The organism is Streptomyces sp. 840.1 (assembly GCF_003751445.1).
Taxonomy (GTDB): Bacteria; Actinomycetota; Actinomycetes; order Streptomycetales; family Streptomycetaceae; genus Streptomyces.
The window spans coordinates 164493-184603 of sequence record NZ_RJUU01000003.1 but is presented as its reverse complement, the minus strand read 5'-3'; the positions used below and the strand labels follow the sequence as shown (position 1 = coordinate 184603).

15 protein-coding genes and 2 pseudogenes are annotated in these 20111 nt (G+C 71.1%); 5 read left to right on the top strand and 12 right to left on the bottom strand.

Annotated features, from left to right (window positions below; genetic code table 11):
- Window positions 1–549: 549 nt before the first annotated feature.
- Both EDD93_RS33355 and EDD93_RS33350 read left to right on the top strand, forming a co-directional pair.
- On the top strand, window positions 550–1329 hold the full coding sequence (locus tag EDD93_RS33355; RefSeq protein ID WP_260256065.1) for an endonuclease/exonuclease/phosphatase family protein: 780 nt from the start codon (window positions 550–552) through the stop codon (window positions 1327–1329).
- Entirely contained in the window at window positions 1304–2887 is a 1584-nt protein-coding gene (locus EDD93_RS33350; RefSeq protein ID WP_123529727.1) for an alpha-amylase family glycosyl hydrolase, read from the top strand. Before EDD93_RS33355 ends, EDD93_RS33350 begins: the two co-directional genes overlap by 26 nt.
- 214 nt (window positions 2888–3101) lie before the next feature.
- Here EDD93_RS33350 and EDD93_RS33345 read toward each other — a convergent pair whose 3' ends face one another.
- Window positions 3102–4355: a sugar ABC transporter substrate-binding protein gene (locus tag EDD93_RS33345; protein WP_123529725.1), complete on the bottom strand. Its 1254-nt coding sequence runs from the start codon at window positions 4353–4355 to the stop codon at window positions 3102–3104.
- A gap of 367 nt (window positions 4356–4722) precedes the next feature.
- On the opposite strand from EDD93_RS33345, the gene EDD93_RS39475 reads away from it, so the two are divergent.
- Window positions 4723–4965: a hypothetical protein gene (locus EDD93_RS39475; protein WP_148083923.1), complete on the top strand. Its 243-nt coding sequence runs from the start codon at window positions 4723–4725 to the stop codon at window positions 4963–4965.
- 108 nt (window positions 4966–5073) lie between these two features.
- Here the strand turns inward: EDD93_RS39475 and EDD93_RS33340 are convergent, their stop codons facing one another.
- From EDD93_RS33340 to EDD93_RS33300, 9 genes and pseudogenes are all read right to left on the bottom strand, one after another.
- On the bottom strand, window positions 5074–6399 hold the full coding sequence (locus tag EDD93_RS33340; RefSeq protein ID WP_260256064.1) for a hydrogenase expression protein HypA: 1326 nt from the start codon (window positions 6397–6399) through the stop codon (window positions 5074–5076).
- A gap of 534 nt (window positions 6400–6933) precedes the next feature.
- Window positions 6934–7026: pseudogene (locus EDD93_RS33335) on the bottom strand (IS5/IS1182 family transposase); the annotation flags it as partial.
- Window positions 7027–7106: 80 nt separating this feature from the next.
- The gene (locus EDD93_RS33330) at window positions 7107–7499 is read right to left on the bottom strand and encodes a hypothetical protein (protein WP_123529721.1); all 393 of its coding nucleotides are present in this window, start codon (window positions 7497–7499) and stop codon (window positions 7107–7109) included.
- Between the two features lie 10 nt (window positions 7500–7509).
- Window positions 7510–8306 (bottom strand): annotated as a pseudogene (locus EDD93_RS33325) (transposase family protein).
- Window positions 8307–8495: 189 nt separating this feature from the next.
- Window positions 8496–10019, bottom strand: coding sequence for an aldehyde dehydrogenase family protein (locus EDD93_RS33320; RefSeq protein ID WP_123529719.1), 1524 nt, complete (start codon window positions 10017–10019; stop codon window positions 8496–8498).
- A gap of 106 nt (window positions 10020–10125) precedes the next feature.
- A complete protein-coding gene (locus tag EDD93_RS33315; RefSeq protein WP_260256063.1) occupies window positions 10126–11376 on the bottom strand; it encodes a GAF domain-containing protein in 1251 nt (416 codons plus the stop codon).
- A gap of 131 nt (window positions 11377–11507) precedes the next feature.
- A complete protein-coding gene (locus EDD93_RS33310) occupies window positions 11508–12098 on the bottom strand; it encodes an N-acetylmuramoyl-L-alanine amidase (RefSeq protein WP_123529715.1) in 591 nt (196 codons plus the stop codon).
- A 395-nt stretch (window positions 12099–12493) separates the two neighbouring features.
- The gene (locus EDD93_RS33305; protein WP_260256062.1) at window positions 12494–14011 is read right to left on the bottom strand and encodes an SWF or SNF family helicase; all 1518 of its coding nucleotides are present in this window, start codon (window positions 14009–14011) and stop codon (window positions 12494–12496) included.
- Window positions 14008–16920 (bottom strand): DEAD/DEAH box helicase, encoded by a 2913-nt coding sequence (locus EDD93_RS33300; RefSeq protein ID WP_123529713.1) that lies wholly within the window; start codon window positions 16918–16920, stop codon window positions 14008–14010. The genes EDD93_RS33305 and EDD93_RS33300 overlap by 4 nt, the downstream gene beginning before the upstream one ends.
- Window positions 16921–17176: 256 nt before the next feature.
- Here EDD93_RS33300 and EDD93_RS33295 point away from each other — a divergent pair, with 256 nt between their 5' ends.
- A complete protein-coding gene (locus EDD93_RS33295; protein WP_123529711.1) occupies window positions 17177–18238 on the top strand; it encodes an acyl-CoA desaturase in 1062 nt (353 codons plus the stop codon).
- Between the two features lie 96 nt (window positions 18239–18334).
- Window positions 18335–18517, top strand: coding sequence for a hypothetical protein (locus EDD93_RS33290; RefSeq protein WP_123529709.1), 183 nt, complete (start codon window positions 18335–18337; stop codon window positions 18515–18517).
- A 74-nt stretch (window positions 18518–18591) separates the two neighbouring features.
- Here the strand turns inward: EDD93_RS33290 and EDD93_RS33285 are convergent, their stop codons facing one another.
- Both EDD93_RS33285 and EDD93_RS33280 read right to left on the bottom strand, forming a co-directional pair.
- On the bottom strand, window positions 18592–19668 hold the full coding sequence (locus tag EDD93_RS33285; RefSeq protein WP_123529707.1) for a hypothetical protein: 1077 nt from the start codon (window positions 19666–19668) through the stop codon (window positions 18592–18594).
- A gap of 101 nt (window positions 19669–19769) precedes the next feature.
- Window positions 19770–20069 (bottom strand): hypothetical protein, encoded by a 300-nt coding sequence (locus EDD93_RS33280; RefSeq protein WP_398906584.1) that lies wholly within the window; start codon window positions 20067–20069, stop codon window positions 19770–19772.
- Window positions 20070–20111 lie beyond the last annotated feature (42 nt).

Sequence of the window (20111 nt, the reverse complement as noted above, 5' to 3'; positions counted from 1 at the left end):
CTGTCCCCCTTGCGGCTTTCGACTGGTACATCCGGGACCTGCGCGCCGCCGCCCGGTGACACCGACCAGTTACGGGGCAGCCCTCAGGCCGCTCCACTCCTCGATCGGTCCGCGTTCCGAGAGGCCGAACGCCTCCGTGCCGCCGCAGGAATCGGGCAATGTCCGCCCAGCGCTGCATCCGCCCGTTCCGGCGTCGCAGCCCGGATCCGCCCAGCGGAATCAACCACCGGAGCGGTTGCTGAGCGCTATGTGGCTGTCTGACCGGCGTGCTGCACGTGGACACGGGCGTCCAGCGCGCCGGGCACCTCGATCTGCTTGCTGAGCCGCACCGGCTTCCACTCCGGCTGTGACCTGGTTCCCGCTTGGTCTTGCCACATCACCGGCGGTGAAGCTACCGTTTTCCTGATCATGTAAGCGCATACAGGGGCGGCGGAACCCCTCGCCGCACAGCACGGACGCGGCACGAGCACAGCACGGAAGGCAGCACAGTGACGGACACCGGGCACGGACTGCGGGTCATGACGTTCAACCTGCAGGTCGACTGGGACGGTGCCCCGCACCCCTGGTCCCGGCGACGCGGTGCGGCCGTGGAACTGCTGCGCCGTGCGGCCCCACCTGATCGGCACGCAGGAGGGGCTCCACGCTCAGGTGAAGGACCTGGAGGCCGGGCTGGGGCCCGACTACGGCTGGACCGGTCAGGGGCGCGAGGGCGGCGCCCGAGGCGAGTACATGGCCGTGTTCCACGACCGGCGAAGGCTGGAACCCCTCGCCCACGGACACTTCTGGCTCTCCGACACCCCGAAGGTAGTCGGCTCCAACACCTGGGGCGGCGGCTGCCCCCGCATGGTCACCTGGGTCCGCTTCCGCGACCGGGTCGCGGGCGGCGAACTGTGCTTCGCCAACACCCACTTCGACCACCTCGCCGAAGACGCCCGCAGGCGCTCCGCCCGCCTGCTCGCCACATGGCTGTCCGGCCGGCCCGCGAACGTCCCCCTCCTGGTCACCGGCGACTTCAACGCACCGGCGGAACGCAGCGTCGCGTACGACACCCTGCTCTCCGGGGCGGGCCTGGCCGACACCTGGGTCGCCGCCGAGGAGCGCGGTAAGGCCCGCGGCACGTTCCACGACCACGGGCCGGCCCTCCCGGACGGCGACCGGATCGACTGGATCCTCGCCTCGCGCGGCACCCGCGTCCGCTCGGCGAGCGTCAACACCTATGCCGAACACGGGCGTTGCCCCAGTGATCACTTCCCCGTCCAAGCGCTCGTGCACCTCGCGCGGGCCGTCCCGGAGGTTCCCGCCCATGACCTCGTCCCGTCCCGCCCTTGAGTGGCTGGCCGACGCCGTCCTCTACCAGATCTACCCGCAGAGCTTCGCCGACTCCGACGGCGACGGCATCGGCGACTTCGCCGGAATCGAGGCAAGGCTCGACCATCTCTCCTGGCTGGGCGTCAACACCGTCTGGTTCAACCCGTGTTTCGCCTCGCCCTTCGACGACGCGGGGTACGACGTGAGCGACTACTTCTCGGTCGCCCCGCGTTACGGCACCAACGACGACCTCGCCCGGCTGGTCGACGCGGCCGGCCGGCGCGGCATCCGGGTGCTCCTCGACCTGGTGGCCGGACACACCTCGGACCGGCACCCCTGGTTCACCGCCTCGGCGGACGATCCCGGTGACCACCGCTACATCTGGGCCGGCCCGGACCGGCGGCCGGAGGGGTTCGTCGCGTCGCCGGGCGCCCGCTCCGGCTTCTACCTGCCGAACTTCTTCGAGTCGCAGCCCGCTCTCAACTTCGGCTACGGACGCACGGACCCGGCCGAGCCCTGGCGGCAGTCCGTGGACGCCGAGGGCCCACGCGCCAACCGGGAGGCCCTGCACGAGATCATGGGCCACTGGCTGTCGCTGGGCCTGTCCGGCTTCCGCGTGGACATGGCGGCCTCGCTCGTCAAGGACGACCCGGGCCACGCCGAGACGGTCAAGCTCTGGCGTGAGCTGCGCGCCCGCCTCGACGCCGAGCACCCCCACGCGGCGCTGCTGTCGGAGTGGGGCGACCCGGCGGTCTCCGTACCGGCCGGATTCCACGCGGACTTCTTCCTGCAGTTCGGAGCCGAGAACGACGGCCTGATGCTGCGCTCCCTGTGGAACAACTTCGAGGGCACCGTCAGCGAACAGTGGGAGCCGCGCGCCCCCTACTTCGACGCCGGGGGGCTGGGCTCCCCGCAGACCTTCCTGGACGGCTGGCGCCGGGCGACGGAGATCATCGGTGATGCCGGACTCATCTCCCTGCCGACCGCCAACCACGACTTCTCCCGGCTCGCCTGCGGGCCGCGTACCGCCGAACAGCTCCCGGCCGCACTCGCGTTCCAGCTCACCTGGCCGACGTTGCCGGCGATCTACTACGGTGACGAGATCGGCATGCGGTACGTACCAGGGCTGCCCGAGCGCGAGGGCAGCCGGCTCGGCCCCCGCTACAACCGGGCCGGCTCCCGCACCCCCATGCAGTGGGACGACTCGCCCAACGCGGGCTTCTCCACCGCCCCCGCCGAGGCTCTCTACCTGCCCCTCGACCCCGACCCGGACCGCCCCACCGTCGCCGGGCAGCGCGCCGACACCGGATCCCTGCTGCACCTGGTCCGGCGCCTCATCGCGCTGCGCAAGGAGACCCCGGAGCTCGGCACGGCGGGGAGCACGGAGGTCCTGCATGCCGGCTACCCCCTGGTCCACGTGCGCGGCGGCCGCTACCTGGTGGTGATCAACCCCCGCAGCGAACCGGCTGATTCGGCCGCTCCGGCGGACACCGCGATCCCGCTGGAGGCCATGGGGGTCACGGTGCGCGGCGGCCGTATCCACGCGGACGGCTTCGGGTATGGCATCTTCCGGCTCTGACGACCTGCCAGGACACGCGAACCGGGCACACGATCGGGCATGTGATCGGGCATGTGATCGGGCATGTGATCGGGCATGTGAACCGGCCACGTGGACCAGGCGCGTGACCCAGTCGCATGAACCGGGACGTGGATCGGGCGTATGAAGGGGCCCCTCCCGCACAATGCGCGGGAGGGGCCCCTTCATACGCCCGATCCACGTCCCGTTGCCGTGCTCAGTCCACCAGGCCCTCGGTGTCCTTCTGGAGCTTCGCGGCGGCCTCGGCAGGGTCCGCCCCGGCCGAGACCTTCTCCAGGGCGCTGTCCATCTGCGCGGCGAACTCCTCCCACTTCGAGAGCGGCGGGATGTCCTTCGCGGTGGCGAGCGACTCCTTGAAGACGGCCAGCGAGGCACCGCCGTTCTTCAGCGCGGGCAGGTCCCAGGCGGCCTTGCTGGCGGGGAGCGCCTTGGAGGCCTCGTACCAGTGAGCCTGCATGTCGGGCGTGGTCAGGAACTTGGTGAGCTCCTGGGCCGCCGCCTTGTGCCCGCTGTCCTTGAAGGTCACCAGTGAGGCGCCGCCCACCCAGGAGCTGGAGCTCTTGCCGGCCGGGACCGGCGCGACCTTCCACTTGCCCTTCAGCTGGGGTTGCTGCTCCGCGAGGTTCTGGACGATCCAGGGGCCGGACACGAACATCGGCATCCGGTCGGCGGCGAAGTCTTTTACGACGTCCTGGCCGGGCACGAAGTTCTTCTTCGCCAGCCCCGCGTCGAAGTAATGCTGGAACTCGGTCAGCGCCTTCACCGACTCGGGAGAGTCCAGGGCGGGCTTACCGTCCTTGCCGAGCAGCGAACCGCCGGTGGAGAAGAGGAAGGGGGCCCAGCCCTGCCAGGCGCCGGCGCCGCCGGGCTGGAGGGACAGCCCCCAGTCGGTCCCGGCCTTGTCCTTGTACGCGGCGGCGAGGGCCCGCATGTCCTTCCAGGTGGCAGGCGCCTTGTCGATGCCCGCCTTCTCGGCGAGGTCGGTGCGGTAGTAGAGGGCCCGCGTGTCGGCGTACCAGGGGACGCCGTAGGCGGTGCCGTCCACCACATTGCCCTTCCAGGTGGCAGGGAAGAAGTCGTTCTCGTCGAAGACCTTGGTGTCCACGGGCTCAAGCGAGCCGAGTTCGATGAACTCGCCCATCATCGTGGAGCCCATCTGGGCCATGTCCGGCAGCGTCCCGGCAGCCGCGGCGGAGAGCAGCTTCTGGTGTACGACGTCCCAGCCGACGGGCGTCACCTTGACGGTGATGTTGGGGTGCTTCGCGGTGAACTCCTTGGCGACCGTCTGGATCCGGTTGCCTTCCTCGCCCATGGCCCACACGGTGAGGGTCTGCTTCGCGTCGGCCTTCGCCTGGTCGGAACCGCTGCCTCCGCAGCCGGTCAGAGCGAGCGCCGTCACCAGCGTGGCAGCGGTGACGGCGGACCGGACAGTCCTGGCGGTGCGGGTCATGCGGCTCCTCCGACACATCATGTATGCGCATTCCGTAAGCGCATACATGACTGTGCGGCACGTCCCGGAGTGACTCAAGAGGTGTGTGGATAACGCTTTGGCAAACCCGCAGACGGGTCGCCTGCCCTGGGCGAGTGACGGATTCCGGTGGATTCCCGTGGTCTGGGAACCGTCCCGATTCCCGGTCAGGCCTTGGCCGGACCCGAGGGGGAAGATCCCCCCGATCTCCGGCGGCACTTCACCGTGCCGTTCCTGAGGGCTGATCAGGTGGTGGCCGGGCTTGCCGGCGCACGGGGAGCCGGGGCGTTCGAACGCCTCCGTATGCTGGTCGGCGAGCTGGACCGCCCAAGGCGGCGGTCCTCCAGGTGTGGGACCTGGAGGACCGAGGGGCCGGCCGGGCGTCCAGTTCGCCGAAGCGGTACGCGACCTCCTGGTCGGGGCGGACGACGAGGCGCTGCTGCGGGAGCACGTAGCCGCGGAGCGGGCCGATCGTTCCGGACGGATCGGCGGGCACCGCACCGGCGAGCAGTCCGGGGGAGCGGTCCCTGACGGGTTGTCGCGGTCCGACGCGGTGGGCAATGTGTCGAGGTGCTCGGCAACGAAGGCGTGATCCGCCGAACCCCCGCCGCTGGAAGCGAGCGAAGTCACCAGCGGATACCGCAGAGCCCCGGTGCGGTGCACGGGCATACCTCGTGGGCCGACGTGTCAGCCCCGAGGGTTAAACCGTGAGCCGCACGGCCTCGAACCAGTGGTCGTTTTCGGTGGTGCCGACGAACATGTACTCGGGGCGCTTGTTCTTGCAGATCTGCGGGCCCCAGCCACCACCGCCCATCTTGGCCGTGTGGCAGACGGAGCCGTTGCCGATGTTCATGGCGAAGCCCGTCAGGAACGGGGCGCCCTTCGACGAGCTGCCGATGTAGTTGTTCTTGCCGTCCGCGACGATGGCCGTCCAGTTCGGGGCCCATTTGGCGTTGCCGCTCGTCGAACCCGAGTCGTGCAGCAAGGCGTTGGCGGAGGAGCCTTCGACGTTCCACACCGCGATGTTGAGGGCCGTGATCTTCTTGCCCTGGTCCGTCGTGCCGGTGATGGTGCCGTCGCACACGGGCTGCTGCCAGCCGTGTTCTGCCACGAAGGCCCGGTAGCAGATGTGTCGCCCGTGGGGGTCGTTCTTCGCGAGGCTGTTCATCGCGCTGGCGGCCGTCCCCGGCGGTGCTTTCGCCGTCACCGTGGCCGTGGGCCGGGTCGCGGGCGCCTTCGGCGGCGGTGGCGGGGCGATCGCCACCTTGAGGGTCGGCGTGGCGGACGGCCTCACCGTCTCCTTCTTCTTCTCCTTCTCCTTCTTCTCGCTCGGCTTCACGGAGGGCTTCGGCGACTCGCTGGTGTAGGTCTCCGGGGCCACAGGGCGTTCGCTGTCCAGAACCGTGCCGGCCGCGTTCTGCGTCTGCTCCTTCTCGGGCTTGCGGTCGTCCTGGCCCGCCACGAGGAACGGCACCGAGATCAGCACCGCACCGGCGATCGCCGCCGCGGCCAGCATCGGCTTCTTCAGCCGCCCGTTGGGCGGTACGTCGTCCGCGTGCGTACCCGCGCCGCCGCCGCCGTCTCCCGCCGCTGCCGCAGTGGCGACGGGCGGGGATCCCCCGACGGTGCGGGTGGTGGCGGGCGCTGCGGCCGGGCCAGGGTCCGGGTCAGAGGACGCGGACGATGCCGACGTCGCCCGTGCCTCTGCTGTGGTGGACGACGTCGCCTCGGAGGGTTCCTCCGTCGCCGGCTCCGGAGTGCCGCCGGCCCGTGCGGCACCGATGGCCGAAGCCGCACCGCCGACGCCCTCGCCACCCGCCTGTTCCCCGGTCCCCGTCTGGCTGCCCGCGGCCTCGGGGGCCTCGTCTCCGGAGCGCTCGCTCTCCTTGCTCCCGCTCTCCCCGCTCTCGCTCGACGGGCTGTGGGCGCCCGCGTCAGGGCCGGCCGTCGGGGAGGAGGCGTCCTTGCCGCTGCGCGACCCGCCCGGCATCAGGGCGTCGCCGGGGTCCCCGGCCGTACCTCGCATCGGAACCGCCCGGCGGACGGAGACGGGGGAACTCGCGGGCGGGCCTGCTGCCCCCGAGGCGCCTGCGGATGCGTCCGGCCGCGACGGTATATGGCTGGAAGGATCATGCTCGCGTGCCATGCGGTTCCTTACTCAAGTCTCGGTTGGGGCTCATGTCGCGACCCGGCACCCACGGCACCCGCCCATGACCGGACTTCATCCGATGCGGCCGTTCAGGTGAGCGAAGTGCCGGGCGGAGCAAACGACTTCGCAGGAGGCAAAACCCATCGACAGGCGATCGACAGGGCAGTGCACCGGGCGCGCGCCGGCGTGCGGTCGCGCGAGGCGCGCCCGAACGGCCCGGTTCCGGAACGACCGTACAGGAACTGCGTAGACCATGGTCGGCCGATCGGGCTCATGGGCGTCCAACGATATCGGTGTCGCCCCAGCTTCACGTTTGCGGCGGAAGACCGCTCCGATCCGAACCGGCACGGCACGCCCAACTCGCGGTTCGGCAGAGCCGGCTTGGAAACGATCAGTGAGCCTTTTCCAACCTCAGGTTGAGGCGTCGTGAAGGACGAGAACGGTCTTCACGATGTCGGTGATTCGGTTGGTGCTGCAGCGGAGCCTTCGCAGGAAGCGCGTACTGGCCGGCGGCCGCGCCCGTGCGGAGACGACGGGGCTGTTCCCGGTGACGTGCACCGGGAACACCCCCCTCGCCCGTTCGTTCAGGAAGCCCGGATCACCCGGTCGATCTCCGCGCCAGTACGGGCCACGACGACGGGCCACTCGTCCCTGAGGGCAGCGGGCAGAAGCTCGCGGTCCTCATCCCGCTGGATCATGGTCGGCCCGCCCGGAACCACGAGTACGGCATCCAGCCGTCGGAGTAGGACGGCCAAGAGGTCCATGATCCCATCCCCTCCGAAGCGGTTGAAGGTGATGCCGGTCGGATCGTTGAAGTACACACCCGCCTCTTCCCCATCCGCCGCCCTGACCAGCAGGAGGTCCGTCTCGGGGTCCCGCACCACCGCATAGGGGCCGAGGACTTCGTGCGCGGCACTCATGTCCAGCGTCGCTGGCTCACCGTTCTGGAACCGGCACACGAAGATGTCAAAACTCATGGAGTCCTTTCTAACCTCTGGTTGAGGCGTGGTGAAGTACGACCACGGCCTTCACGATGTCGGTGATCCGTGCGCTGCGGGGCATGGCGTGGTGGGCGCCGTCGCCTTTGAGGCGGCAGTCGCGGAGGATCTTCCAGGTCTTCATGGGGGCGAAGGCGCGCTCGGCGCTTGCGCGGGCATGCTTGTGGGATTTGTTGTGGGCCTGTTTCCAGTCGGGCAGTCCCTCGCCCTTTCGGTGGCGGTGGGGCATCACGAGCCCGGTGCCCGGACAGCCGCCATCGGCAATGGTCATGGTCGTGCCGACAGGGGCCTTCGCACCTGATTCCTCCCATGCCTCGCAGTCGTTGCGGTTGCCGGGCAGGGGACTGCCGACCACCACGACGAGCCGGGTGCCGGCCGTCGATGACCGCCTGGTGGTTCGTGGAATACGGGTAGTTCTTCGACCGCTCGCCGACGGTGTGGTCGTGGGTTGGCACCAGGTCCCGCCCACGATCAGCACGGTGTCCTTCGCGAACCGCTCGCGGCGCTGAGGGCGAGCATCGGCCCGAGGTAACCGATGATCCGGTCCGCCGCCGACACGAAAAACCCGAACAGCGGCGCCAACTGGCGCATGGTCAGGTTCGTCCGCCAGTACGCCGCGACCGGCAGCGCCCGGTCCTCCAGCGGCAGCCTCCACGGCCGGCCCCTGCGGACCGCGTCCGCGCCCTCACGCCGCGGAACCGTCACCAACTTCCCGAACGGACCGGGGCTCAGCCCGGTGAACGGGGCTGTCCAGGACGGCTCCGACGCCGTGATCACACCGGACACCACGAAAATCGCTTCATGGTGCCCGTCACGGCGTCGAAAATGCTCCTATGACTGAAAATCCAGTGACGTTCATTGAGAGGCGGCTGGATGAGGAGGCCGACTCGGCCCGGCGCCGCGACGGTGACGGATGCGGAACGTGGATGCCCACGGACACACGGTTGCCCAGGTCAGGCGCCTCTCCCTGTGCTCCTAGAAGAAGCCCAGCTTCTTCGGTGAGTACGACACCAGCAGGTTCTTCGTCTGCTGGTAGTGCTCCAGCATCATCCGGTGGTTCTCCCGGCCGATCCCCGACTGCTTGTACCCGCCGAACGCCGCGTGGGCCGGGTACGCGTGATAGCAGTTCGTCCATACCCGGCCCGCCTGGATGGCCCGGCCCGCCCGGTACGCGGTGTTCGTGTCGCGGGTCCACACGCCCGCCCCGAGCCCGTAGAGGGTGTCGTTCGCCGTGCGGATCGCGTCGTCGAAGTCCGAGAACGACGTGACGGCGACGACCGGGCCGAAGATCTCCTCCTGGAAGACCCGCATGCGGTTGTCGCCCTCGAAGATCGTCGGCTGTACGTAGTAGCCGCCCGCCAGCTCACCGTCGTACTCGATCCGCTCGCCGCCCGTAAGGACCTTGGCGCCCTCCTGCCGGCCGATGTCCAGGTAGGAAAGGATCTTCTGGAGCTGGTCGTTGGAGGCCTGGGCGCCGACCATCGTGTCCGTGTCCAGCGGATGGCCCGGCACGATCTGTTCGGTGCGGGCGATGCCCGCCTCCAGGAACTCGCTGTAGTGGCCGCGCTGGATCAGGGCGCGCGAGGGACAGGTGCAGACCTCGCCCTGGTTGAGGGCGAACATGGTGAAGCCCTCGAGCGCCTTGTCGCGGAAGTCGTCGTCGGCCGACCAGACGTCGTCGAAGAAGATGTTCGGGGACTTGCCGCCCAGTTCCAGTGTCACCGGCTTGATGTTCTCGGAGGCGTACTGCATGATCAGCCGCCCCGTCGTGGTCTCCCCGGTGAACGCGATCTTCGCGACGCGCGGGCTGGACGCCAGCGGCTTCCCGGCCTCCGCGCCGAAGCCGTTGACGACGTTCACGACACCCGGCGGAAGCAGGTCGGCCACCAGGCTCAGCCATACATGGATGGACGCCGGGGTCTGCTCGGCGGGCTTCAGGACCACCGCGTTGCCCGCCGCGAGGGCCGGGGCCAGTTTCCAGGTGGCCATCAGGATGGGGAAGTTCCACGGAATGATCTGCGCGACGACGCCGAGCGGCTCGTGGAAGTGGTACGCGACGGTGTCCTCGTCGAGCTGGCTGAGCGAACCCTCCTGGGCCCGCAGCGCGCCCGCGAAGTAGCGGAAGTGGTCGATGGCCAGCGGGATGTCGGCCGCCAGTGTCTCCCGTACCGGCTTGCCGTTCTCCCAGCTCTCCGCCACCGCGAGCTCCTCCAGATGAGCCTCCATCCGGTCGGCGATCCGGTTCAGGACCGAGGCGCGGTCACCCGCCGAGGTGGCACCCCAGGCCGGAGCTGCGGCGTGTGCCGCGTCCAGGGCGTGCTCGACGTCCTCGGCGGTGCCTCGGGCGATCTCGGTGAACGGGCGGCCGTTGACGGGGCTCGGGTTCTCGAAGTACTGGCCACGGGCGGGCGGTACGTACCCGCCGCCGATCCAGTGGTCGTAGCGCGACTCGTACGAGACGATCGCGCCCTCGGTGCCCGGCGCAGCGTAACGGGTCATCTCTGTGGCCTCCCGGATCCGGTGCCGCCCGCCGTTGGGCGGCCCTCGGCGCGAGGCTAGGGAGCGCGACGTTGCAACCCCGTTGCGTGCCGCGGCGGGCCGGTGGCTATCGCAGCTCCGCGTCCAGTGTCCGGGCCCGAGCCAGCAGCGCCGGACGCTGAGCAGCGGGCGCTGCTGCGGCCAGCGCCCGCCACGCGGGGAGGTCGTCCTCGCCCCACGGGCTGGACGCCCAGTCCGCCAGCAGCCCCGGATCTCCGCGAGCGATCAGCGCGGCCCGCAGCGAATCGTCGAGCCGGCGCCGCAGCCGCACGACCGACGGAGCCTGCGAACCGGGCAGCAGGGGACCCGCGTAGGCGCTCAGGGCCGAGGCGACCGCGCCCGAGGCCAGCCGGCGCGCGACCGTGTCGAAGTCCGCGTCGACCGGGGAGGCGAGACGGTAGGGGCGGGAGAGCAGCAGATCCGGGCCGAGCAGACGGCGCAGCCGGGACAGTTCGGCCCGCAGCGTCACCGGGGTGACCGACTCGTCCTCGTACAGCTCGACCAGGAGCTCGTCACCGCCGATGCCCTCGGGCCGCCTGGCCAGGGCGACCAGGATCTCGCTGTGCCGGCGGCTGAGGCGGAGCGACCGGCCGGCCACGGTCAGCAGCGCCTCGTTCCTGCCGAGCGCGCTCAGCCGTACGGTCCCGGCGGACGGGGGCGGGGCGAGCAGGGCCAGCTGGGACTCGGCGGCGCGGGCGACGGCCTGCACGAACGCCAGGCTGTGCGGATGGGCGAGCCCGTTCCCGCCGGTGATGTCGACCGCGCCCAGCACCCGTCCGGTGTGCGGGTCGTGCAGTGGCGCGGCCGCGCACGTCCACTGCTGCACCGGACGCAGGAAGTGCTCGGCCGCGAACACCTGGACGGGGCGGTCCACGGCGATGGCGGTCCCCGGCGCGTTGGTACCGGCGACGGACTCCGCCCAGCGGGCTCCCTCCACGAAGTTCATCCGCCCGGCACGCCGTCTGGTCACCGGATGCCCCTCGACCCACAGCAGCCTGCCGTGCGCGTCGCACACCGCCAGGAGGTGCTCCCCGTCCGTGGCGTAGGCGCTCATCAGTTCCCGGATCACCGGCATGGCGCGGGCGAGCGGATGGGCCTCCCGGTACGGCCCGACCTCGTCGGCGTCCAGATCGACCAGTGCGGCGCCGTCCGGGCAGACGCGGGCCCGCGCCGAGCGGCGCCAGGACTCACCCACCACCGGGCGTACCGGCCGCTCCAGGCGGCCAGCTGCGGTGAACACCTCGTGCGCGTGGCGCAGTTCGCCGAGCCGTTCACCGGGGTCCGCGTCGGCTGCCAGGGCCAACCAGGGGTCCGTCAACTCACCCTCCCGTCCAGGGGCGCCGTGCACCCCCATCGTCGTCGCAGCGGACGCCCGCGACAACCGTGGTGCGGAGAGCAATCGGAAGGGCCGGACCGGTGCCTGGCCCGGGACCGGACCCCGGCAGCCGGTCAGCCCGTGCCGAGCAGGTTGACGAGGCGGATGTAGCGGACCCAGTCCCAGTTCGGGCCCGGATCGGTGTGGTCGGTGCCCGGGACCTGCACATGGCCGAGAATGTGCGCGCGGTCCTTGGGGATGCCGTAGCGGTCGCACACCGAGGCGGTCAGCAGCGCCGACTTCTCGTACATGGCGTCGGTGAAGTATTCGGGCTGGTCCACATAGCCCTCGTGCTCGATGCCGATGCTCCGGGTGTTGTAGTCCCAGTTGCCCGCGTGCCAGGCGATGTTCCGCTCCCTGACGCACTGGTCGATGTAGCCGTCCGCCGACCGGACCACGTAGTGCGCGGAGACCTGCTTCGCCGGGTTCTGGAAGATCGCGACCGCGTCCGAGAACGTCTCCTGGGTGACATGGATGATCACGTACTGCACGGGATACGCCGAAGGCCTCGTCGAGACCGTGTAGTTGGACGTGGACGCGGGCACCCAGTGGGCCGAGGGATAGTCCGTGTCGCCCGCTGCCGCCGCGGTGGCCCGTGCGGAGGCGGGGAGCAGCGTGGCCGCGGCAGTGGCGGCCGCGCCCTGAAGGATCCTTCTCCGGTGCATGTGTACTCCAGCTGTGTGGGGGAGCGGTCGTAGCTGAGGTGGGAGGAGGGCCGGTCCGGGGATTCCGGGGAGGGATCCGACTGTCCGAGGTAGCGGAACAGCGTTCGTCCGAGGTGGCGGTTCACCGTGGGAGGCCGCCGTCCGCCGATTTCGCGGGCAGCTGGTCACTCCCTCTTGTCCGCTGACCGGAATGCGTTGTCCGATGTACGGCCGAGTATCTCGCGGGCCCCCACCGTACGGGGGTCGAGCGGGCGGCGGAAGACGGCAGGGGGCCGGAATCGCCCTCGGCCGGGGGAGAGCACGCGCAGTCCTTTTCGCGCGGCGGCCGGGAGCGAAACACGCGCCCCCGGCCGTCAGTGAGGCTCCGTCAGGCACCCGGCGCCGGTGAGGCTCCGTCAGGTCCCCGTCCGACCGGCGTCGGTCCGGTCTGCGCCCGTCCGTCCCGCATCCGTCCGGCCGGCTTCCGGCTGGTCCGCGTCCGTCTGGCTCGCGTCGGCCAGAGCTGCCGCCGGATCGTCGTCGCAGGGGCCGGCCTGCGCCCAACGCCCGCTCTCCTTGCGGTACGGATACCAGCGCCCCTCCCGTCCGTAGCGCAGCTGGAGCGTGCCGTCCGCCGATGTCCAGCGGTTGTGCTCGGCCCGCAGCCGGGGAGCCTCGTCCTCCTCCCATGCGGTGGCCAGCTGGGCCCGGGCGTGGGCCAGTGATGCCGCGTCCGGTGTCCACTGCTCGTCCAGGACCAGGAGCGCCGCGGCGCCGCCGTACCGCCAGGCGTCTGCCGCGACCCGCAGACCGGCCGGTCCACGTCCCGACCCGGCTGCCAGCCGGGTCGCGATCCACGGCTCGGGGCGTGCGTCGGCGGCCAGCCGTACCGCGTCCTGTTCCGGCGTCAGCGCGGCGGGCACGGGCTGGAGTTCATGGCCGGGCGCCAGCGCGTCCGCGAGCATCCGGTGAGCGCGTGCGGCGCTGTCCGTCGCCAGCATCTCCAGCGCCGTCGGGTCCACGCCGGGTTCCGGATCGGTCTCCGTGTCCAGCGAGGGCGAGACACCGGCCTGGGCGGGAAGCGGCGGGGGAGGGGGCAGCGGTGGGAGGGTGCCGGCCGCCGCGTGGGCCTCGGCCGCCGGGACCCCGCGTACACCCCGGCCGGTGGGTTCCGCCGCCGGTGCGTTGGCGGGCCCGGACGGTTCGTGCCCCGTGGCGCGGGCGGTGATGCGCACCTGGAGCTCGTCGAGCAGCCGGCGCTCGCCGCGTCCGCGCATCAGCAGCAGCACGAACGGGTCCTGGTCGAGCAGCCGTGCTACCTGGTAGCAGAGTGCGGCGGTGTGCGGGCAGTGGTCCCAGGCCTCGCAGGTGCATTCCGGATCGAGGTCGCCGATGGCCGGGAGCAGTTCCACGCCCGCCGCTGCCGCGTCCTCGACCAGGTGCGGCGGCATCTCGCGGTCGAGCAGGGCCGCGATGTGCCCGGCCCGGTCGACCGCCACGTCCAGGAACCGGTCCCACTCCTCCTCGCTCAACTCCTGGAGCAGCACATCGCTGCGGTACGCGCTCGCGTCCCGGTCCTGCACCACGGCGGTGATCCGGCCGGGCCGCACGGACACCACACCGACCCCGCCGTCACGGGCGAGCCGCCGCCCCTTCTTGAGCTGCTGGCCGTCCAGTGCGGTGTCCTCCAGCGCCTTGAGCCAGGCCAGGCCCCACCAGGACTCCGCGAAACCGCGGCCGTGCGCGGGCGGCAGCGCGGCGAAGGTGCGTTCCTGCGCGGACGCGGAGGGAGCCCCTTCGTCCCGCTCGTCGGTGTCGGTGTCGGCGTCGTCCCCGTCATAGGTGTCGTACGTGTCGGCGTATTCATCGGCGGCGTACCCGTCCGACTCGTATCTGTCCGGCTCGTATGCGCCGGGCTCGTATCCCTTGCTCATCGTGCGCCCCCTCGCAGCTCGACCAGGTCGGCCAGTTCCGCATCGCCGAGTTCGGTCAGGGCGCTCTCGCCGGAACCGAGGACCGCGTCCGCGAGCCCCTGCTTACGGGCCAGCATCCCGGCGATCCGGTCCTCGATGGTGCCCTCGGCGATCAGCCGGTGGACCTGCACCGGCTGGGTCTGGCCGATGCGGTACGCGCGGTCGGTCGCCTGGGCCTCGACCGCCGGGTTCCACCAGCGGTCGAAGTGCACCACATGGCCCGCCCGGGTGAGGTTGAGGCCGGTCCCGGCCGCCTTGAGCGACAGCAGGAAGACGGGGGCCTCGCCCGCCTGGAAACGGTTCACCATCGCCTCGCGGGCGGCGACCGGAGTGCCGCCGTGCAGGAACTGGGTGCGGACCCCGCGCGCCGCCAGGTGCAGTTCGAGGAGCCGGGCCATCTGCACGTACTGGGTGAACACCAGGACGGCCGCGCCCTCCGCGAGAATGGTGTCCAGGAGCTCGTCGAGCAGCTCCAGCTTTCCCGAACGGCCGGCGATCTGCGGCTCGTCCTCCTTGAGGTACTGCGCCGGATGGTTGCAGATCTGTTTGAGCGCGGTCAGCAGCTTCACCACCAGGCCCCGCCGCGCCATGCCATCGGCGGCGGAGATCGCCGCCAGGGTCTCGCGCACCACTGCCTCGTACAGGCCCGCCTGCTCGGCCGTCAGGGAGACCGCGCGGTCCGTCTCGGTCTTCGGCGGCAGCTCAGGAGCGATGCCCGGGTCGGACTTTCGCCGGCGCAGCAGGAACGGACGCACCAGCGCGCCGAGGCGCTCGGCCGCCGCCGGGTCGCTGCCCTCCTCGGCCGCTCGCGCGTAGCGGGTACGGAACGTGCCGAGCCGGCCGAGCAGGCCGGGGGTCGTCCAGTCGAGGATCGCCCACAGCTCGGAGAGGTTGTTCTCCACCGGGGTGCCGGTGAGGGCCACCCGGGCCTGCGCGCCGATCGTGCGCAGCTGTCTGGCCGTCGCCGAGTAGGGGTTCTTCACGTGCTGCGCCTCGTCGGCGACGACCATGCCCCACCGGGTGGCTGCGAGCTTCGGAGTGTCCAGCCGCATCGTCCCGTACGTGGTGAGGACGAACTCGCCGTCCGCCAGGTCCTCCAGGCTCCGTGAGCCGCCGTGGAAGCGGCGGACCGGGGTGCCGGGCGCGAACTTCTCGATCTCCCGCTGCCAGTTGCCCATCAGCGAGGTCGGGCAGACCACCAGGGTGGGGCCTGCGGCCGATTCGATGGTCTGCCGGTGCAGATGCAGTGCGATCAGGGTGATGGTCTTGCCGAGCCCCATGTCGTCCGCGAGGCAGCCGCCGAGGCCGAGCGAGGTCATCGTGTGCAGCCAGTTCAGGCCACGGAGCTGGTAGTCGCGCAAGGTCGCGGTGAGGGCGGCGGGCTGGCCGAGCGCCGGCTGCCCCTCCTGCGCCTGCCGGGACTCCGGATCGGCGAGCCGTTGGCGCAGCGCCTCCAGCCAGCCGGTCGCCCGGACCTCGACCCGTCGTCCGTCGAGCTCCGTTGAGCCGGTCAGTACCACCCCGAGCGCGTCGATCGGGGTGACCTTGCGGTCCTGGGTCTCCCGGGCGCGACGCGCTTCGTCGGGATCGATCAGCACCCACTGGTCGCGCAGCCGCACCAGCGGCCGGCCCGCCTCGGCCAGCCGGTCGAGCTCGGCGCGGCTGAGCTCCAGGCCGCCGAGCGCGAACCGCCAGTCGAACGCGAGCAGGGCGTCCGCCGACAGGAGCGGTGCAGGGTCGGAACCGGTACGGGCGGCTGGCTGGAAACCGTCTGATCCGGCCCCGCCGTACTCGTCGTCGGAGGGACCGATCACCGCACGCGCCGTGAGCTTGCGGGCCAGCTCCCTTGGCCAGTGCACCTGCACGCCCGTCGCGGCGAGCGCGCGTGAGGCGGGGCCGAGCAGTTCCGCGATCTCCTCGTCCGCCGGTTCCACGGCGTCCGGCACGGCCGCCGACAGCAGCGGGGTCAGGGGCGGCCAGGCGCGGGCGGCCCGGCGCAGCATCAGCAGGGCGTCCATCCGGGCCCTCGGCCCGAGGGCCGCGGCGGCCGGTCCGCTGCCGGTCCAGATCAGGGCGGCATCGGTGACCAGTGTGGGGTCGCTGACGCTGTGGATCTGCGGGACCACCCGGAAGGAGGGGCCGGACAGCTGCCCCTCGGGCCCGTCGCCGGCCCGGTCGAGCCCGGACACCTCCACGCGCAGCGAGAGCCGGACGCCCGCGTCGTGCCCGGCCGCGACGTCGGCGGCCCAGGCCCGCTGGTCCGCCAGCCGCTGCGGAGCGTCCGCGGTGAATGCCGGACCACCGTTGGCGAGGGCCGCGGCGGGTGTGCGCGGCAGGCCGTCGGCCACCGCGTCGAGGAACGCCCGCACCAGCCACTCCGGTTCGGGCAGCAACAGCGGTTCCGCCGTCGCATCGAGCGGTACCGCATGGGCACTTGGCGGCATGGAGGCGGCCAGGCCGCGGATGCGGTCCTGGTCATCGGCCGTGAGTGGTCCGGCCCGCCACGCGTCCTGGTCCGTGGTGCTCAGCCCCGGCAACAGCAGCCCGCGCGCGGTGAACTGAAGGGCCAGCAGCCCGGCAGCACCCCAGAAGGAGGCCGACGCCGAGGCGCCGGCCGAGGCCCGTGCGCGGGTCAGCACCGGCAGCGCGTCCCGCACGGGGAGCAGCCGCGCCGCCACTTCGTACAACTCGGCGCCGGGGCCGGTCACGGTCAGCCCCTCGACGGTCCCCGGGGCATCGGGCGGGCTGCTACCGTCTGGGCACCAGAAGGCGACGCGTCCGGTCCGGGAGGGATCCGCGGGCAGGAACACCACGGAACAGCCGATGAGTGCGGAGATCTCGGAGAGCGTTGCTGCGGGGAGGCTGTGCACAGCGATGTCAGATTCCTCAAATTTGACTAGTGGGCCGAGGTCGCCGAGGGTACTCCATCGCATCCGGCGGCGGGGCTAGTCGTCACATGTTTTAGATCACACGCCTGTGTCCGGTATGTCGGCCAGGTGTAGTCAGCCCCCCATCGCAATGAGGGGGTTGGCACCAGGAAACCTCGGGTGGTGGCTCCATGGCTGCCTTATATCTGCGACCCGTACGTTTCATCAGGTCAGCGCACCCCTTAAGACCGGAGACATCATGCCTCAGGCCGCAACCACCGTCGCGGAACGAACCCGTGACGGTGCCGGAAGTGCCGGAAGTGTCGGAAGTGCAGGAAGCGACTTCGCGCCACTGCTGCGGGCCGTCAAGGGGCAAGGACTCCTCGAACGCCGCACCGGTTGGTACGCGGCCGGCATCGCCGCCAACCTGCTCGCCCTGGGAGCCGTGCTCACGGGCATGTTCCTTCTCGGCAACACGTGGTGGACGCTGCTGCTCGCACTGCCCCTCGCCGTCTTCTGGTCCCGCACCGCGTTCGTCGGGCACGACGCCGGACACGCCCAGATATCCGGTGACCGCCGGGCGAGCCGGGCCATCGGCCTGGTGCACGCCAACCTGCTGCTCGGCATGAACGAAGCCTGGTGGAACGACAAGCACGTACGCCATCACGCCAACCCCAACCACGTGGACAAGGACCCGGACGTCGGTGTCGGCGCCCTCGTCTGGACCCAGAAGCAGGCCGCACAGCGCGAGGGCTTCGCCCGCTGGCTCACCCGTAACCAGGCCCGCCTGTTCTTCCCGATGCTGCTCCTGGAGGGCATCGCGCTGAAGATCTCCGGCTTCCAGTACCTGCGACAGCAGCCCGCCCGTGAGCGTGTCCTCTCCGCCCTGCTGCTCGTCGCCCACCTCGGTCTCTACGCCGCGCTGCTGCTCACGGTCATGTCTCCCGGCAAGGCGGTCGTCTTCGCCCTCGTGCACCACGCGCTCTTCGGGCTGCACCTGGGCATGGCCTTCGCCCCGAACCACAAGGGCATGGAGATGCCGGACCCGGACGGGGACCGTTGGGGACACCTGCAGCGTCAGGTCCTCACCTCACGCAACGTGCGGGGCGCCGTCCTCACCGACTGGTTCCTCGGCGGGCTCAACTACCAGATCGAGCACCACCTCTTCCCGAGCATGCCGCGCCCGCATCTGCGGCTGGCGCAGCCCCTGGTCAGGGCGCACTGCGAGGCTCTCGGCATGCCGTACGCGGAGACCGGACTCATCGAGTCCTACCGGCAGGCACTCGACCACATGCACGAGGTCGGCGCACCGCTCAGGTAACCGTTCCCGACGGGTTCGGGGCAGGCTGGAACCGATGGGCACGCACAGGCGTTCTCACAGCAGGAGCGGCTACTGGCCGCGAAGGAGGCGTGGACGATGTCGAACAGAGCGAAGATCGCCATCGGGGGAGTCGTCGTCGCAGTCGTCCTGATGCCGTTCATCGGGTTCTGGCTGTCACTGCTGGTGCTCATCGGAATCCCCGCGATCGCCTACCTGGCACTGGACCCCGGTCAGCGGCGCAGGCTCCGCAGGATCAGCCGCAAGGAGATCGGCCGCTGAGCGGTGCCGGGCCCTGACCACACGGGCCCGGCACCCGGCAGCGCCCGGTCGGCGGTGCCGATGTCCGAGGCGGCTCAGGAGGGCCGCACGGCCAGCGCGTCCAGGGCCTTGAGCAGGCCGGGAAGGTCCTTCCCGCGCTGGACCGGCATTATCTCGCCCGGTATCTCGTCCAGCAGGAGAAACGCCATGTCGTCGGTCCTGGCCACCATGGACCAGCCGGGGCCGTCGGCCCGGATCGTCCTGGCGTCCCCCGGGGCGAAGGAGGACCGGATCCGGCCGGGCGGCGGCGGGGCCCCCACATAGGCTTGCGCTTCGGCGAGAGCCCGCCGGACACCGGGATGGGCGCCGGACTGGGCGCTGCGCTCGGCGGCATCCTCGCCCGCACGGCCCGCGTCCGTACCGCCGGCACCGGCCGTGTCCGCATCGCCCGTATCCGCATCGCCCGGGACGCTGCTGTCCGCCGCGGCGCCGGATGCGGGGTCGGAGCTGGTGCCGAGCTCGGAGCCGAGGTCGGAACCGGAATCCGCATCCGGCTCCGCGTCCGCGTCGGGACCGTCCGTACGGGACGAGTGGTCGCCCTGATAGGTAGCCTCCTCGCTGCCGTCGCCTGCCGGTCCGGGCTCGGCGGAGTCGTCGATCTGCTCGCGCCAGGCCGCCCACTGCGAGGCGATCGCGTCCGCACCGAGGCGGCGCTGCGCCGGGCCCCACACATTGGTGTCGGGTGGAGCGAGCGGAGGCGGATGCCCGCCGTCCGCGTCGGGATCGGGGGCCGGGTCGTGCGGAGCGGCCACGCCCGGCGCGGCGACCGCCACGGCGAGCGGCCAGCCGGGGAGAGCGCAGACCACCGAGCTTTCGTCGGGCGACAGGTCGTACTCCATGCCGCAGTCCCAGGACGCTATCGCCACGGCCACCAGAGAGACGTCGTCGACGACGACGGTCCACCTGGCCCCGTCGCCGTCCTGACCCATGACCAGTCCGTACCCCGTGGCGTACGGGCCGAGCCCGAGCGCCGCGCAGGCCTCCGGGTAGTCGTCGCCCAGCACACTCGGAAACTGTGCTGGGGTCAGCAGGACCGCAGTCAGTACGTACAGTGCGTCGTCGTCGGCGACTGCGTTGTCCGTCCCGGTCACTGCACCCTCCTCATCCGTCATGGTTGTCCGTCGGCGCACCTTAACCAGTGGGTAACCCACTCGTCGAGGCCCTGACAAGGCAGAACGTGACGCCTGGCTTCGGTGTGCCGTGGACGGGACGCCTACTCGTCGGCCAGGCCGAGCAGGGTGCGAGCCACCGTTTCGGGTGATTCATCGCGCTCGCGGGCGAGCGCGATGACCGCCCGGCAGGCGAGTTCCCCGACGCCGAAGGAGAGCGCTTCCGGCGACACCCAGCCGCTCGCCTCGTCCATCCGCTCCTGGTCTTCCTCCACCGATGCCGCGACGAACGTTGCGGCCGCATCGAACAGATTGTGCTGCCGACGCTCCGGCGCCTTGGCGGGGGCGTCGGGCCGGCCGCCCTTGCGGCCGGGATTCACGGCTCTGCGGAGTATGCCGAGCATGTCGGTCATGGAGACCGCCTTTCCTGGACATGTATCTGGCGG